Source organism: Mesorhizobium sp. RCC_202, from assembly GCF_041355295.1.
GTDB lineage: Bacteria > Pseudomonadota > Alphaproteobacteria > Rhizobiales > Rhizobiaceae > Mesorhizobium.
Genome location: NZ_JBFUPO010000005.1, coordinates 428,014 through 443,671, shown reverse-complemented (window position 1 = coordinate 443,671; position 15,658 = coordinate 428,014). Strand labels below are relative to the sequence as shown.

18 protein-coding genes are annotated in these 15,658 nt (G+C 63.3%); 9 read left to right on the top strand and 9 right to left on the bottom strand.

What is annotated here, in order from left to right; all coding sequences use genetic code 11:
* The first annotated feature begins 143 nt into the window (after nt 1-143).
* Nucleotides 144-563 (top strand): GFA family protein, encoded by a 420-nt coding sequence (locus AB6802_RS15060; protein WP_371010903.1) that lies wholly within the window; start codon nt 144-146, stop codon nt 561-563.
* 77 nt (nt 564-640) lie between these two features.
* A complete protein-coding gene (locus tag AB6802_RS15055; RefSeq protein WP_371010902.1) occupies nt 641-1,000 on the top strand; it encodes a diacylglycerol kinase in 360 nt (119 codons plus the stop codon).
* A 12-nt stretch (nt 1,001-1,012) separates the two neighbouring features.
* Here AB6802_RS15055 and AB6802_RS15050 read toward each other — a convergent pair whose 3' ends face one another.
* Nucleotides 1,013-1,609 carry a DedA family protein gene (locus tag AB6802_RS15050; RefSeq protein WP_371010901.1) on the bottom strand — a complete coding sequence of 199 codons (597 nt, stop codon included), beginning with the start codon at nt 1,607-1,609 and terminating at the stop codon, nt 1,013-1,015.
* Nucleotides 1,606-2,169, bottom strand: coding sequence for a DUF1003 domain-containing protein (locus tag AB6802_RS15045; protein WP_371010900.1), 564 nt, complete (start codon nt 2,167-2,169; stop codon nt 1,606-1,608). The genes AB6802_RS15050 and AB6802_RS15045 overlap by 4 nt, the downstream gene beginning before the upstream one ends.
* 107 nt (nt 2,170-2,276) lie before the next feature.
* Here AB6802_RS15045 and AB6802_RS15040 point away from each other — a divergent pair, with 107 nt between their 5' ends.
* From AB6802_RS15040 to AB6802_RS15025, 4 genes are all read left to right on the top strand, one after another.
* Nucleotides 2,277-2,990 (top strand): DNA-3-methyladenine glycosylase I, encoded by a 714-nt coding sequence (locus AB6802_RS15040; RefSeq protein WP_371010899.1) that lies wholly within the window; start codon nt 2,277-2,279, stop codon nt 2,988-2,990.
* Nucleotides 2,991-3,082: 92 nt separating this feature from the next.
* On the top strand, nt 3,083-4,762 hold the full coding sequence (locus AB6802_RS15035; RefSeq protein WP_371010898.1) for an NAD+ synthase: 1,680 nt from the start codon (nt 3,083-3,085) through the stop codon (nt 4,760-4,762).
* Nucleotides 4,763-5,159: 397 nt separating this feature from the next.
* Nucleotides 5,160-6,965: an ABC transporter ATP-binding protein gene (locus tag AB6802_RS15030; RefSeq protein WP_371010897.1), complete on the top strand. Its 1,806-nt coding sequence runs from the start codon at nt 5,160-5,162 to the stop codon at nt 6,963-6,965.
* 164 nt (nt 6,966-7,129) lie between these two features.
* Nucleotides 7,130-8,314 carry a hypothetical protein gene (locus AB6802_RS15025; RefSeq protein WP_371010896.1) on the top strand — a complete coding sequence of 395 codons (1,185 nt, stop codon included), beginning with the start codon at nt 7,130-7,132 and terminating at the stop codon, nt 8,312-8,314.
* 62 nt (nt 8,315-8,376) lie between these two features.
* Here AB6802_RS15025 and AB6802_RS15020 read toward each other — a convergent pair whose 3' ends face one another.
* From AB6802_RS15020 to AB6802_RS15005, 4 genes are all read right to left on the bottom strand, one after another.
* A complete protein-coding gene (locus tag AB6802_RS15020; RefSeq protein WP_371010895.1) occupies nt 8,377-8,865 on the bottom strand; it encodes an NUDIX hydrolase in 489 nt (162 codons plus the stop codon).
* 301 nt (nt 8,866-9,166) lie between these two features.
* Nucleotides 9,167-9,667: a xanthine phosphoribosyltransferase gene (gene gpt / locus AB6802_RS15015; RefSeq protein ID WP_371010894.1), complete on the bottom strand. Its 501-nt coding sequence runs from the start codon at nt 9,665-9,667 to the stop codon at nt 9,167-9,169.
* 196 nt (nt 9,668-9,863) lie between these two features.
* Entirely contained in the window at nt 9,864-10,697 is an 834-nt protein-coding gene (locus tag AB6802_RS15010) for a universal stress protein (protein WP_371010893.1), read from the bottom strand.
* A gap of 96 nt (nt 10,698-10,793) precedes the next feature.
* Nucleotides 10,794-11,534 carry a competence/damage-inducible protein A gene (locus tag AB6802_RS15005; protein ID WP_371010892.1) on the bottom strand — a complete coding sequence of 247 codons (741 nt, stop codon included), beginning with the start codon at nt 11,532-11,534 and terminating at the stop codon, nt 10,794-10,796.
* Nucleotides 11,535-11,666: 132 nt separating this feature from the next.
* On the opposite strand from AB6802_RS15005, the gene AB6802_RS15000 reads away from it, so the two are divergent.
* Together AB6802_RS15000 and AB6802_RS14995 are read left to right on the top strand one after the other, a co-directional pair.
* Nucleotides 11,667-12,641, top strand: coding sequence for an alpha/beta fold hydrolase (locus AB6802_RS15000; protein WP_371010891.1), 975 nt, complete (start codon nt 11,667-11,669; stop codon nt 12,639-12,641).
* A gap of 182 nt (nt 12,642-12,823) precedes the next feature.
* The gene (locus tag AB6802_RS14995) at nt 12,824-13,108 is read left to right on the top strand and encodes a hypothetical protein (RefSeq protein WP_371010890.1); all 285 of its coding nucleotides are present in this window, start codon (nt 12,824-12,826) and stop codon (nt 13,106-13,108) included.
* 52 nt (nt 13,109-13,160) lie between these two features.
* Here the strand turns inward: AB6802_RS14995 and AB6802_RS14990 are convergent, their stop codons facing one another.
* The 3 genes from AB6802_RS14990 to AB6802_RS14980 form a co-directional block, all read right to left on the bottom strand.
* Nucleotides 13,161-13,400, bottom strand: coding sequence for a DUF2188 domain-containing protein (locus tag AB6802_RS14990; protein WP_371010889.1), 240 nt, complete (start codon nt 13,398-13,400; stop codon nt 13,161-13,163).
* Between the two features lie 26 nt (nt 13,401-13,426).
* Entirely contained in the window at nt 13,427-13,705 is a 279-nt protein-coding gene (locus tag AB6802_RS14985) for a DUF982 domain-containing protein (RefSeq protein WP_371010888.1), read from the bottom strand.
* Between the two features lie 83 nt (nt 13,706-13,788).
* A complete protein-coding gene (locus AB6802_RS14980) occupies nt 13,789-14,892 on the bottom strand; it encodes an NADH:flavin oxidoreductase/NADH oxidase (RefSeq protein WP_371010887.1) in 1,104 nt (367 codons plus the stop codon).
* A gap of 154 nt (nt 14,893-15,046) precedes the next feature.
* Between AB6802_RS14980 and AB6802_RS14975 the strand changes: the two genes are divergently transcribed.
* Nucleotides 15,047-15,625: an NUDIX domain-containing protein gene (locus AB6802_RS14975; RefSeq protein ID WP_371010886.1), complete on the top strand. Its 579-nt coding sequence runs from the start codon at nt 15,047-15,049 to the stop codon at nt 15,623-15,625.
* The last annotated feature ends 33 nt before the right edge of the window (nt 15,626-15,658 follow it).

Sequence of the window (15,658 nt, the reverse complement as noted above, 5' to 3'; positions counted from 1 at the left end):
CGCTACCTCAGGCTGTAGCGCGGTGCAGATGACGATTTTCGAAACACGCCCCCTCTATGTCGCATTTGCCCGCACCTGGCGGCCGCAAAAATGGAATTCTTCGCGTCGGCGACAAGTGCTGGAAGCTGCCGAAGGAGGCCGGGATGGATGACAATCACAGTGGATCGTGCCTGTGCGGGGCCGTGCGCTTCAGGACCAAGGGCCCGCTGCGCGGCGTGGTCTATTGCCACTGTTCGCAATGCCGGCGCCAAACCGGCCACTTCGTTGCCGCAACCGCCTCCAAGGATGCCGATATCGAGATAGAGGGTGCCGATACGCTCGCCTGGTATGGCGCCTCCGACGTGGCCAAACGCGGCTTTTGCCGCATTTGCGGCTCGCTGCTGTTCTGGAAGCACAATGAATTGGACACGATCTCGATCATGGCCGGCTCGTTCGACAAACCAAGCGGCCTCTCCGGCGAAAGTCATATCTTCGTCGGCGACAAGGGAGACTATTACTCGATCGACGACGGGTTGCCGCAGTTCGCACTGTCGACACCGTCGATAAAGGTCGCGGGCGACTGAATTTTGCAGCGGCTGCCTTATTCCCTTGATCCCGCTGTTGCGATATCCCCTGCCGGTGACTCGCAAAGGGGCCTGGCATGCAGCGGCTGATCGATGCTTTCATCAATTCGGTGCGGGCGTTCCGCAAGCTCGCCGCGCATGAAAAGGCGTTCCAGCAGGAGCTGCTGCTGCTGGCGCTTGCGCTGCCGGCCGGCTGGTTCATATCAGTGTCCTGGCGCAGCTATGCCTTGCTGGTCGGCGCTGTCCTGCTCCTGATCATGGTCGAAGTGCTCAACACCGGCATCGAGGCAGCCTGCGACGCGATCTCGCGCGAGTTCCACATCGATATCCAACTCGCCAAGGACTGCGGCTCGCTGGCAGTGCTGATCTCGATAGTGATCGCCGGCGGCGTCTGGGGCATCGCCATCATCGAGCGCCTTCTCGGCGCGCCGATCTGATCGCTCCGAGGATCACGATCCCGCCTGTTCCTTGGCGCGTTCGCGTCCTGCAAAGTGACGGCCGACCAGCCAGGCGACAATTGCGACAACGACGCCGACGGCAAGCGCGATGAGCAGCCGCTCATGCCGGGCAAAGGCCTGGCCCACCAATTGTTCCGCGCCGAGGCCGAAGACATAGCCGATGCCGCTGAACAGGACGGCCCAGGCCGCCGAAGAGATGGCGTTGAGGATGACGAAGCGCGGCACGGATACGGTCGACAGGCCGGCGGCGATGCCGCCGACGAGCCGCATGCCGTAGATGTAGCGGTTGGTCAGCACGAAAATGTTGGGGTGGGTGTTGAGCAGCCGGTAGGCGCGGCGGAATCCCGGCCGCCGGCGCAGTCTCTTCACATAGGGATGATCGGCAAAGCTGCGGCCGAGGGTGAAGAAGCCCGTATCGCCGACGAAGGCGCCGAGGAAAGCAGCGAGAAAAGTCTGCCAGAGCACGAAAACATGCTGATGCGCGAAGAAGCCGCCGAGGATTGCAGCACTTTCGCCTTCGGCGACGCAACCGAGGAAGACGGCGATCAGTCCGTACTGCTCGATGAGATGGTGGACGATTCCGCTCATTGGGTTGCCGGCCGCGCCGACAGCTTCTCGTCGATCTGCCTGAGCTGCTCGGCCAGGCGCTGGATGTCGTCACGCATGCCGATGATCTCGCCGTGGCGTATCTCATCGAGCTTTTCGTGCAGGGCCATGATCTCGATCTCCGCCTTCAGATTGACCTCGTAGTCATGGGCGGCGTCGATGCGGTCGCGCTCCGTCTGGCGGTTCTGCGACATCATGATCACGGGCGCCTGGATCGCCGCAAGCATCGACAGCACAAGATTGAGGAAGATGAAGGGGTAGGGGTCGAAGGCGTCTCGTGTCAGCAGCCAGGCGTTGCCTGCGGTCCAAACAACGAGAAAGGCCAGGAAGGCGAGGATGAAGGTCCATGAGCCGCCGACCCGGGCAATGGAGTCCGCGAGACGGTCGCCATAGGTCGAGTGAAAGGCGATGGCCTTGTTGGTGTCGCGCGTGATGGTGGTACGCTCGAGCGTCGACTGCAGGACCCGGCTCTCGAGAGGACCAAAGCCTTCCGGCTTTCGCTTGAGCAGGCGGTTCGCCATGTCCTCGACGATCTTGTTCATCTTGTCCCTCCTTCGCCAGAGCCCGGATAGAGGTAGAGGCTGCCGGGCCGAACGGGAAGTGATAGATCACGGGAGTGATAGATTGATCGCAACAGGCGAGGACACGAATGCTTGATTTCGAGAAAATCCGGACCCGGGCGGCAAAACGCAAGGGCGGCGATGCCGCGCTGAAATCGCTGCTGGGGCCAATACCCGATAATGCCGCGGTGGCCAAGATCCCGGACGACCGCATCCTGTCGACCATGGCCGAGCGCGTCTTTGCCGCCGGCTTCGTCTGGCGCGTCATCGAGCAGAAGTGGCCGGGCTTCGAAGAGGCGTTCCTCCACTTCGAGCCGAAGCGGCTTTTGTTCCAGCCCGACGATTTCTGGCATGATCTGACGGCTGACAAACGCATCGTGCGCAACCCGCAGAAGATCAAATCCGTGCGCGACAACGCCGCCTTCGTCGAGCGCGTGTCGAAGGAGCATGGCGGCTTCGGCAAGTTCCTGGCCGAGTGGCCGGCCGACGATCAGGTCGGGTTGGCCGCCTATCTCGCCAAGCATGGCAGCCGGCTCGGCGGCAATACCGGCCAGTATTTGCTGCGCTGGCTGGAGTGGGACGCGTTCGTCATTTCGGCCGACATGGCCGCCGCGCTCCGCGATGCCGGCCTCGACATCGCCGAGAGCCCGACCTCGAAACGCGACCTCGACAAGATCCAGGCGCAGCTCAACCAATGGGCGGCAAAGACCGGCCTGCCGCGCCGGCACATCTCGCGCATCCTGGCGATGTCGATCGGCGAGAACCATTCTGTCGAGACGTTGAGCGCGTACGCGGGCGACTGAGCCGGAGCGACAGGATACGATCTTCGATCAGTCCCTATTTGGCATAAGCAAACGCCATTGCCCGGCGATTTCGGCCACGCTACATCCACTCCATGACCAAGACCGCTCCAGACATCCTGCGCATCGCTATCGCCCAGCTCAACCCGACTGTCGGCGATGTCGCCGGCAACCTTGCCAAGGCGCGTGAGGCGCGGGCCGACGCCGCGCGCCAGGGCGCCGACCTGGTGCTCTATACCGAGCTTTTCCTGGCCGGCTATCCGCCGGAGGACCTGGTGCTGAAGCCGGCCTTTCTGAAGGCCTGCGAAAAGGCCGCGCAGGATTTCGCCAAGGATACGGCCGATGGCGGGCCGGGCGTCATCATCGGCACGCCGTTGAAGCGCCCTACTGGCACGCACAATTCCATTGTCTTCGCCGATGGCGGCAAGATCATCGCCGAGCGCTACAAGCTCGACCTGCCGAACTATGGCGAATTCGACGAGAAGCGTGTCTTCCAGCCCGGACTGGAACTGCAGGGTCCGGTCAATTTCCGCGGCGTGCGCATCGGCATCCCGATCTGCGAGGACATATGGGGCGAGGTCGCCGTCTGCGAGACGCTGGCCGAGAGCGGCGCCGAGATCCTCCTGGTGCCGAACGGCTCGCCTTACTACCGCGCCAAGATCGACGTTCGCCATCAGGTGGTCATCCGCCAGGTTATCGAAACCGGTCTGCCGATGATCTACGCCAACCAGCTCGGCGGCCAGGACGAGCTGATTTTCGACGGCGCCTCGTTTGCCATCGGCGCCGACAAGACTTTGGCCTTCCAGATGAGCCAGTTCGAGGACGCGGTCGACGTCACCACCTGGAAGCGGACAGGCGAAACCTGGGTCTGCTCGGAAGGGCCGATGTCGAAAATCCCCGAACGGGAGGAGGCCGATTACCGCGCCTGCATGCTTGGCCTGCGCGACTACGTCAACAAGAACGGCTTCAAGAACGTCGTGCTCGGCCTGTCCGGCGGCATCGACTCGGCGATCTGCGCGGCTCTTGCCGTCGATGCGCTCGGCGAGGAGCGGCTGCGCACCGTGATGATGCCGTATCGCTATACGTCGAAGGATTCGCTGAAGGATGCCGAGGATTGCGCCCGCGCGCTCGGCTGCCGCTACGATATCGTGCCGATCTCGGAGCCGGTCGAAGGGTTCAGGCACGCGCTGACGCAGCTGTTCGAGGGTACCCAGGAAGGCATCACCGAGGAAAACCTGCAGAGCCGCGCGCGCGGCACGATCCTGATGGCGATCTCCAACAAGTTCGGCTCGATGGTCGTCACCACCGGCAACAAGAGCGAGATGTCGGTCGGCTACGCCACGCTTTACGGCGACATGAATGGCGGCTTCAACCCGATCAAGGACCTCTACAAGATGCAGGTCTATGGCCTGTCGCGCTGGCGCAATGCGCATGTGCCGCCGGGCGCGCTCGGACCCTCGGGCGAAGTGATCCCGAAGAACATCATCGACAAGGCGCCGTCGGCGGAGCTGCGCGAGAACCAGACCGACCAGGATTCGCTGCCACCCTATCCGGTGCTGGACGACATCCTGGAATGCCTGGTCGAAAACGAGATGAGCGTCGACGACATCGTCGCGCGCGGCCATGAGCGGGCGACCGTGACGCGTATCGAACATCTGCTGTACATCGCCGAATACAAGCGCCGGCAGGCCGCACCGGGCGTGAAGATCACCCGCAAGAATTTCGGCCGCGACCGCCGCTATCCGATCACAAACCGGTTCCGGGATCGCGGCTAACGGGTCGTTTGACCCGCAGAATTTCTGGTGTCCAACGGGCTATTGTTGCAAATCGGTCTCAGTGGTTAGACCAGATTTGCTTTTGCCCGCGCCCTGCCTTGGCGAGGCGATGAGTCGTCCCTATAAGGGCTTCTCCGCGATTCCCTTTTGGGAGGAACGTATGGCAGGTACCAACATCGTTATGCGAGGCCGCGAAGCCTAGGTCTGCGCCGGTGCTCCGATGTGTCTTCGGAACGCCAGACGCCGAACAGGCATTTGCCGCTGCCGGTCGCCGCCGAAAGGCGCGCGGCCACCCATACTGAACCTCCCGTTTTCGAGAACGCCGCTTGGGCGTCGATGCGGGTTTTCCAATTTTCGATATTACCGGGACCGGGCTCCTTTGCGCCCGGATGACATCATGGTTCGTTTAAAACTCGATCTGCGCGCCGGCGCCTTTCGCAGCGTGCTTGGCTTCACGCTCAGCCACTGGCGGCGCCAGCCGTGGCGGCTGTCGTTCATCATGGGCGCCTTCCTGCTTTCGACGCTGGCAGACGTGCTGACGCCGCTCTATTCCGGCCGGCTGGTCGACGCCGTCGCCAGCAGCGCCGGCGCCGACGCGGTCGCCTGGAATGCCGCAATGACGGCATTCTTCACCCTGATGGCGCTCGCCTTGGGCGGTGTCGTGCTGCGCAATGCCGCCTTCATGTGGATCGTCGAGCTGACGCTGAAGATGATGTCGGACATCGCGGCGGACGCCTTCCATCGGGTGCAGCGCTTCTCGACCGACTGGCACGCCAACAGCTTTGCCGGATCGACCGTGCGCAAAGTGACGCGCGGCATGTGGGCGCTCGACCTGCTCAACGACACCATCCTGATCGCGTTGCTGCCGTCGGTGGTCATGCTTGTCGGCTCGACGCTGCTGCTTGGCTGGTTCTGGCCGTTGATGGGCGCGGTGGTCGCTGCCGGTTCGGTGCTGTTCATCTCCGTCACGACGATGCTATCGCTTGGCTATGTCGCGCCCGCCGCGCGGCTTGCCAACAGCTGGGACACGCGGCTTGGCGGCTCGCTCGCCGACGCGGTGAGCTGCAACGCCGTGGTCAAGGGTTTTGGCGCGGAGGCGCGCGAGGAAGCGCGCCTTGCCAAGGTGGTCGCCAAATGGCGGCTGCGCACGGCGCGCACATGGGTGCGCGGCACCATCAACGGCACCACGCAAGGCGTGATGCTGCTCGCGATGCGGGCGGCAGTGATCGGCCTTGCACTGATGCTGTGGGCCTGGGGCCAGGCAAGCGCCGGCGACGTCGCCTTCGTCTTGACCTCGTTCTTCGTCCTGCAGGGTTATCTGCGCGATATCGGCACGCATATCCGCAACCTGCAGCGCTCGATCAACGATATGGAGGAACTCGTCGACTTCCAGTCCGAGCCGCTCGGCATCGAGGACCGGCCCAATGCCGCGCCGATCCGCATCACCGACGGTCACATCGCGTTCGACAAGGTGACGTTCCACTACGGCAACCATCGGCTGCCGCTCTACCGCGATTTCTCGGTCGATATCGCGGCGGGCGAACGCGTCGGTCTGGTCGGGCATTCGGGATCGGGCAAGACGACTTTCGTCAAGCTGATCCAGCGGCTCTACGATGTGAATGCAGGTCAGATCCTGATCGACGGCCAGAATATCGCGCAGGTGGGGCAAGCCTCGCTGCGCGGCCAGATCGCCATCGTCCAGCAGGAGCCGATCCTGTTCCACCGGTCGCTTGCCGAAAACATCGCCTATGCCAGGCCCGGCGCCACGCAGGCCGAGATCGAGCACGCGGCGAAACTTGCAAGCGCGCATGATTTCATCGTCGCTCTGCCCAAGGGCTACGGAACCCTGGTCGGCGAGCGCGGCGTGAAATTGTCGGGCGGCGAGCGCCAGCGCGTGGCGATCGCGCGCGCCTTCCTTGCCGATGCCCGCATCCTGATCCTCGACGAGGCGACATCGAGCCTCGATTCGGAATCGGAGGTTCTCATCCAGAAGGCGATGGAGCGGCTGATGGTCGGACGCACGACGCTCGTCATCGCGCACCGGCTGTCGACGGTGCGGGCGCTCGACCGGCTGCTGGTCTTCGATCACGGCCGCATCGTCGAGGAAGGCTCGCATGACGCGCTGATCCGGCTGAGCGGCGGCATCTACCGGCGGCTGTTCGAACGCCAGGCGCTCGAATTGACCAAGGGGCTTGTCAGCTGACCGCAGGGGGCCTTCGGCTTCGGCCGAAGGCCTCCAAATCCAGCATCTTAAGGCTCTTTGTTCACGATGTTAGTTGAGGGAAATTGTTTGTGAAACCTATTAGTGTATTGTCCTAGTCGAACAAGCCGGGGGTGGCCGACGCACAAAGGTGATCCTTGGGAAATATGGCCACGCCCGCATTGCATCTCGTTTCGGCAAATGCCGATCCAGAAAAGCTGGCGGCGCCACCGGTGCTGGACTCTCACCACGGCGCGGTTCGGCCGCTTGTCTCTGAAGATCTCGAGCATGTCGCGGCCCTCTTCCTGACGAAGTTTCGCCGCCGCCGTCACCTCCTCGATCGCGCGATCGCCGAAACCGCCGCGTATATGAAGGGGATCTATCTGGACAGCGGTGAGAGCAACGCGCTTGTGCAGATCACTCCCGAAGGCCGCCTGGGTGGTTTCCTCGGTGTCTTGAAAGCCCGCTACGAGCTCAACGGAGCGGCGTTGAATGCGGCGATCATCGGTCCGCTGATGGCCGATCCCGGCACCGATCATGGCTCGGCCGGACCGCAATTGCTGCGTGCCTTGCACCAAGGCGAATTCGATCTGTACCTGACCGATTCTGCCAACCGGGTGTCTTTGGCCTTCGCGCGCCCGTTGAAATACCAGCTCCTGCCAGCGCATTGTCTGGGATGGACCCGCATTTTCCGCCCGGCCGCGTTGGCCGCCGGCATGTTGCGCGGCAAATGGCCTGGCCTGCCTCGCTTCGCGCTCGATCCCTGCGCCAGGGCATTCGACGCTTTTACGAGAAAAAGGTTCGAGCCCCCCGTCCAGCATTCCTCGTCGCACCGGGTCCATCGCGAGCCGATGGATGCGGCGCAATTTGCCGAGCGGTTGCCGAGCGTCGTGTCCGATTATTCGCTTCGGCCGCGTTGGCAGGATGGCGAGCTGCCACGGCTGCTCGCGCTGGCGGCCGAGAAGCGGGCCGACGGCCCCCTGCATTTCGGTGGAACCTTCGACGAAGCCGGTAAAATGCTCGGCTGCTATGCTTTCTACGGTGAACCCGGCGGCATCGCCAACCTGTTGCAAATCCAGGCCTCCGGATCGCATTGGGGCGCGACGCTGGATGCCCTGATCGCCGATGCATGGACCATGGGCTGCGCGGGCGTCATCGGGCAGACGCAGACCCGGTTCATGCCGCAACTCTTCAGCTACAAGAATGTCTTCTTCCGCTATACCGGCGGGACGATGGTGCGCTCGCGCATCCCGGAGGTCACGGAAGCGGTCCGCTCCGGCGACGTCTTCATCGGCGGTTTGATGGGCGACCGCTGGACCCGGCTCAGTTCCGATGACTTCGGCCGCAACTGACAATCCAGCTGAACGGTGAGCGCAGCTGACCGGCAAGCGTAGTCAGGGCCTGCCGCTCCGGGTCAGGCGAATTTTTGAGGGGCGGCGCAAAAGCCGGCGATGACCTGGCAAAGGTCGGGCTCGTTGACCATGCGGATGGCATCCGCGCAGCTTACCCATTTGCGCGTGCGTGCGCGCTTTTCTTTCCAGCGGTCGGCGACGCGGTCGACATGCAGCGGAAAGACCAGAACCTCGCAAGGCACTTCCTCGCCGGAAGCAAGCACCTTGGCGTAGAAATAGCGGCCGGCTTCACGGTGCGAGACCGTGCCGCGCAACCCGGCTTCCTCGCCTGCTTCGCGGGCCGCCGCCTCGCAAAGCGGTTCCCTGGCTTCCGGCCAGCCCTTTGGCAGGACCCAACGGCCGGTGTCGCGACTGGTGATAAGCATGATCTCGATGCCGTCTTTGCCTTGCTGCCAGGGCAAGGCGGCGACCTGCAGGCGACAAGGCGCCGTGCCGAAGAGTCGTTGGACCCTTTCGGCCATCTGGTTGTGCGTTGTCGGCTTCGTCAACATCGAAGAAAGCTACCCCAGCCTCCAGAATCATTTGCCGCCTTATGAATCTTACGGCGAATTGTCCGCTTTAGAAGTAAAAAAATTCACACGTTGGAGGAAACGCCACCAAAAAAAGTCAGTGAGACAAATCGCTTGTGCTCGGCTTGCTTGATTTCAAGGCAAGAGATTGCCTGAACACACCGCGCCGAGACGGATTCGAGCGACGTGTTTTTTGGCGTTTATTTTTGCATGCCGCTTGCTGAAACCGCTGCACATATTGCGGCGACATGCAATTGGCTGGCGTTGTTTGGAAGAGCGGCGATCAACCTGCGTAATCGTCCGCGATCGGCTTCTGGTAAGTGAAGCCCATGTCCCACGGGAAGTAGATCCAGGTGTCCTGGCTGACCTCGGTGACGAACGTGTCGACGAGCGGGCGGCCCTTCGGCTTGGCATAGACGGTCGCGAAATGCGCCTTCGGCATCATGGCGCGCACTATGCCAGCCGTCTTGCCGGTGTCGGTCAGGTCGTCGATGATGAGCACGCCAGATCCGTCATCGACGAGCAGCGGCGGCGAGATCTCCTTCAGGACCTGCAACTGACCCTGGCTGGTATAGTCATGATAGGAAGCGACGCACACCGTCTCGATGACGCGAATGCCAAGCTCGCGCGCGATGATGGCTGCCGGCACAAGGCCGCCGCGGGTGATGCAGACGATTGCCTTCCACTGTCCCTTGTTGGCGCCGGACAGCCGCCAGGAAAGCGCCCGGGCATCGCGGTGGAACTGGTCCCAGGAGACGGGAAAAGCTTTTTCGGGAAGGGACATGGTTCGCGCACTCCGCAAGCGCGCGCCATCGGCGCGCAGAAACACTGGAATGCAGGCGGAATTAGCCGGAAAGCCTTGCTGTTGGCAAGGGTAGGGACAGCCGATGGCTGTGGACTTGAAGCGCTTCGCGCCGAAACGAACTCAGCCGATGCGCTTCGGACTTCGATTCAGGCATGTCGTTGCCTCGAGGACATGCCTAGCGCGACAGGAAAGCCGCCACGTTTGTCGTGCGCAGCACCGTGCGGGTAACGCCGCCGAACAGAAGCTGGCGCAGCCAGGAGTGGCTGTAGGCGCCGAGCACCAGCAGGTCGGTGCCGGATTCGGTGATCCGCGCTTGGATGATGTCGTCTATGGCGACGCCCTCGGACTTCTGCACCGAGACGCTGACATTGGCGCCATGGCGCGACAGCGCCGCCGCGATCTCGGCGCCGGCCGCCTCAGGCGCGTCGTCGAGCGTCTCCGGCGGATCGATGACGAGAATGTCCGTTTTGTCGGCCTCGATGATGAAGGGCAATGCATCGAAAGCGGCGCGCGCGGCTTCCTTGGAGCCGTTCCAGGCCAGCAACACGCGCCTGAAGGTCGTCACCAACGGTCCGGCATGCGGCACGACCAGCACCGGCCGGCCGGCATCGTAGACCAGCGTGTCGACATCGGCGCTGGGATCACCCCCCGTATCGCGTTGCGCGGCGATGATCAGGTCGGCGGCGCGTACGCTCGATATGCCGCTCAACGCGCTGTCGCCGGAGAAGCTTTCCAGGCTTCGCCACTCGAAGGAGAGGCCGGATTCCTCGATGCGCTTGAGGAAATACGCCTGCAACTTGTCGGCGCGCTCCTTGTTCATCTCGGCCGAGACCTGCAGGAACTCGGTATCAGGGAAGCCGGTTGCCGATGTGTAGGGAACAGGCAGCGCCTCGGCATGGATGCCGATCAAATGGCTCTCGAACCTCTCGGCAAGCGGCAGGGCGCAATCGAGCACGCGCTCGGCGTCCTGCTCGTTCTGCAAGATGGCGACGATGGTCTTGAAGCGCATGACGAATCCCTCAAATTGCCGGCGCATTGAGCGCCGCGGCAGAAACGTTGGAAAGTCGTGCTTGGTTCCGGCCCCGATCGAGGCCGCGCGGTTGGATCAGCCTGCCTTGGCGAAGCCCGCAACCATTGCCTCGACGTCCTTGCGCGCGGCCTCGAGCGCCTCTTGTGACCGGGCGCGCACGACAAGCTCGGTCCAGAACTTGCCGTCGCCATATTTGGGATAGGAGCCGATGATGGTGTCGGGATGCGCCTTCTGGATGTCGGCCAGCGGCCCGCCGATCAGGCCTTCGCCGAACGGGCAATGCACCGTCGCCGACAGCATTTTCGTGCCGGCCTTGAGCGTCGGCACGACATTGTCGAGCATGGCCTGGAAGATCGACGGCACGCCGGCCATGACATGGACGTTGCCGACGCGGAAACCCGGCGCGACGGAGACCGGGTTGTCGATGTGGTCGGCGCCACGCGGCATGCGCGCCATGCGTTTGCGCGCCTCGGTGAATTCGATGCCGCGCCCGGCATAGCTCGCTTCCAGCAAGGCATAGGCCTTGGCGTCGTATTCGCAAGGCACGCCAAAGGCCTTGGCGATGGAATCGGCGGTGATGTCGTCATGCGTGGGGCCGATGCCGCCAGTGGTGAAGACATAGGTGTAGCGGGCGCGCACGGCGTTGACCGCGGCAACGATCTCATCTTCCTCGTCGGGAACGATGCGCACTTCCTTCAGGTCGATGCCGATCGCCGTCATGATGTCGGCGAGATGGCCGATGTTCTTGTCCTTGGTGCGGCCGGAGAGGATCTCGTCACCGATGACGAGCATGGCGGCGGTGACGATTTCAGGCATGACGGACTCCGGCAAAAAAGGGGGTCGCCTGAGATAACGCGGCGCGTGGCCGGTCGCAATGCGAAAGCCGGGAGCGCGCTTGTGATGACGACAGTTGCGGTTATGGTGCGGCCGGTCAGGTTCGGGTGAACAATGCTGGTATCGATTGTCTCGTGGCTGCTCGGAGGCCTGCTCACCGCGGTGGTTTTGGTCCTCGTCGGCCTGGTGATTGCGACCCGGCTGATCGCGGCAAAGGCCGAAAGGCTGGTGCCGGCTTGCGGAAAATTCGTCGAAATCGACGGCAATCGCATCCACTATGCGGAAGAAGGCGAGGGCAGGCCGATCGTCTTCGTGCATGGGCTCGGCGCGCAGCTCCATCATTTCCGCCATACGCTGTTTGGCGGTTTCGGCGCCGGTTACCGCCTGATCGCGCTCGACCGGCCGGGCTCGGGCTATTCGGTGCGGGCAAGCACTGCCACCGGACAATTGCCCGAACAGGCGGCGCTGGTGCGGCGCTTCATCGAAAAGCTTGGCCTGGAACGGCCCCTGGTCGTCGGCCATTCGCTCGGCGGGGCGATCGCGCTTACCTTGGCGGTCGAGCATCCAGAAGCGATTTCGGGCATCGCGCTGATCTCGCCGCTGACGCATCTGGAGGCGCGCATACGCCAGCGTTTCGACCTGCTCTATGTTCCGTCGCGGCTGCTGCGCCGGCTTCTGGCGTATACGGTGGCGATACCGGCAAGCCTGCGATACGCGGAACCGACCATGCAGTTCATTTTCGCCCCCCAGGCGGTTCCTCGCGACTACATGCTCGGCGGCGGCGGGTGGCTTGGGCTGCGCCCGACGCATTTCTTCGCCACCTCCACGGATATCGTGGCGGTGGAACAGGATCTTGGCCGTATCGAACAGCGCTATGGTGAGATAGCTGTGCCGGCTGGCATTCTGTTCGGCAGCGCCGACCGTGTCATCAGCGAGGCCGTCCATGGCGAGCCGATGCTGCACAAAATCCAGGGACTAGACTTCGAGCGGATCGAAGGCCTCGGCCACATGCCGCAATTCGTCGAAGCCGGACGGGTTGTCGCCTTCATCGAACGCATCGCCGCCCGCGCCTTCGCCAGCGTGAACTGACTTTTGGCGTAATTGCGCCAACCGACAGGTGCCCGAGCCTTCGCCGGCTCACGGGGCCGTCACACAAACGTGTCGAACGCCTTGGTTGTTCGTGATTCTCGGGCCGGAACCTTTGCCTTCAAGCGGGGGTTTCATGTTCGTCGTCGACCCGGTTGTCGGCGACCAACAGAATGGAGACTCCAATGCTTAGGAAAATTATCGCAGCTTCAGCGCTCGTGCTGGCCTTGGGTGGTTCGGCCATGGCGCAATCGTCCGATGACTGGTCCGACTGGTCGTGGTGGCACCACTCGACCTCGAGCGAGCGGCCGGTTGACCGCACCACCACGGGTAGCATTTCCGCTGACAGGGACACTTCCGGGCTGAATTCCCTCGGCTCAACCGGAGCCGCCGGCCCCTGCGCCTACAGTACGGCTGGGCCCGACGCCAATGCCCAGGGCAATGTCAACGACCAGTATTGCGGCAAGTAGCCGGCACGCCCCGCCCGCGGCCGGCAGCGCCGGCCGTGGCGTGGAGCGAAAATCAGTCGGATACTTCGGTCTGTGGCCGGTCGCGGCCGTCGGCCAGTTCGTCGTGCCACTTGCCATCGGCATCTTCATATTGGATGCCATCGGTGGCGCCGGCGACCTGCTGTTCGGCCGACGCGATCTCGGCGGCCCGCAGCGCCTCCTGATGGGTGCGGAACGTTTCCGAGAAAGTCGAGCCCACCTTGTAGGCCCAGCCGCCGTCATGCTCGACAATCTTGTAAGTCAGCTTCGCCATGAAATCCTCCGGTTAAGAGCACTCGCTCAATGTAGCCTTCCGTCGGGCAGCCTGTCTTCGGGAACCAGAACTTCCGATTCCCTGGCTGCCTCGATCAGGGCGCGACGTGCGTCCGCGATCGAACGATAACCTTCCAGCGCTTTGAGGCAAGTGTCGAGAGCATCACGATGGCGCTCGCCGCGATTGAGCGGCCAAACGGTCATCAGGCACTCGGCGGCTTCGCGGGTGCTGCTTATCTGGCGATATTTGCCGACATGGCCAAGTTCGACCACCACGGGCTTTTCAAATGGTTTGCTGTCTGTCATGGGCGCCAACGCAAAACGCCCAATTTGGTTGCGAAGGTGGCGAAGGCCCTGCGCCCAAACGTCTCAGTCGGCGATCAGCGCAGTCACCCTGCCGCTTTCACCCAGTGGCGCATTGTCGCAACGGAGCGCGCCAGTTGCGGCGCAGGTTGGATTTCCTCGCCGAAGGTCGCCGCCGCGCGCCAGCCCCAACGAGGATCGGCGAGGAAGGCGCGCGCCAGCGCCACCATGTCGGCGCGGCCATCGGCAATGATCGCCTCGGCCTGGCTCGGATCGTCGATCAGCCCGACGGCACGCGTCGGGATGCCGGCGCCCTTGCGCACGGCTTCCGCCAGATGCACCTGGTAGCCCGGGCCGGTGGGTAGTTGCTGCAAGGGCGAATTGCCGCCGCTGGAGCAGCAGAGATAGGCAACGCCTTCGGCCTTCAGCGCCTTGGCCACCTCGATCGCATCCGCGACGTCAAAGCCGCCATCGACCCAGTCCTTCACCGAAAGGCGCGCGCCCAGCATCATGTCCGGGACGGCCTTCCTGACCGCCCTGACGATTTCGAGCAGGAAGCGCATGCGGTTTTCCAGCGAACCGCCCCAGCGGTCGGTCCGCTGGTTCGAAAGTGGCGAAAGGAACTGGAAGATCAGGTATCCGTGCGCGGCATGCAGCTCGATGAAGTCGAACCCGGCGCGCTCGGCGCGCTTGGCTGACTCGGCGAAACGCGCGACCAGTTGCAGGATTTCTTCCTCCTCCAGCGCATGTGGCACGTTCCAGCCGCTGTCGTAGGCGATGGCCGAGGCTGAAACCGTCTGCCAAGGGTCCTCGCCCGCCTGCAACGGCCCGCCGCCCTCCCAGGGCTTCCTGTTGGAGGCCTTGCGGCCGGCGTGGGCAAGCTGGCTGCCGAATTTGGCGCCGGGCAAGGCAACGCGCCTGGCGGCGTCGAGCGTGCGCCGGGCGGCGGCCTCGTTGTCGTCGGAATAAAGGCCGAGGCAGCCATGCGAGATGCGCCCGCGGCGCTCGACATCGGTCATTTCGACCGTCACCATGCCGGCGCCCGACATGGCCAGGTTCATCCAGTGATAGAGATGCCAGTCGCTGGCGGAGCCGTCTTCGGCCGAATATTGGCACATCGGCGCCACGGCGATCCGGTTGGGAAAGGTGAGGCCGCCGAGCGTGATCGGCTGGAAGAGGGCTGAGGTCATGAAAAGCTCCGGGGAAAGGTCACGCTTATCTAAGCGATGGTCGCGACCAAGGCCACACACTGGCCGGTAAAAAAGTCTTGCTGGCCCGCCATTGCGCGGATTGTGCGAGCGCATGTTCGCGGCTACCCCTGGCCGCCCAAACACGGAGCTCATCATGGAAGATCGCGTTCGTATCCGTTCCGAAGAAGTTCTCTCCGACGACTGGGCGGTATTGAAGAAAACCGTGCTAGACTACCGTCGCCTTGACGGACGGTGGGAAACGCAGATCCGCCAGACTTACAACCGCGGCGACGGCGCGGTGATCCTGCCCTTCGATCCGGAACGCCAGACGGTGCTTCTGGTACGCCAGTTCCGCTACCCGGCCTATGTCACCGGCCATCGTGAACCATTGATCGAAGCCTGCGCCGGCCTGCTCGACGAAAACGACCCGGAAACCGCCATCCGCAAGGAGGCGGAAGAGGAGCTCGGCTATCACTTGAAAAATGTGGAGCGGTTGTACGCGCCCTATATGAGCCCGGGCAGCGTCACGGAACGGCTCTGGTTCTTCGTCGCGCGCTATTCGCCGGCCGACCGGATTTCCGCCGGCGGCGGCGCGCCGGAAGAGGGCGAGGACATCGAGGTGCTGGAGATGAAGCTGGACGAAGCGCTGGCCAGCATTGCCGACGGACGGATTATCGATGCCAAGACGATCATCCTGATCCAGCATTTGAAGCTCTATCCGATGAAGGGTTGAGCCTGTCGTCGATCACGAATCGAATGGCCCCCG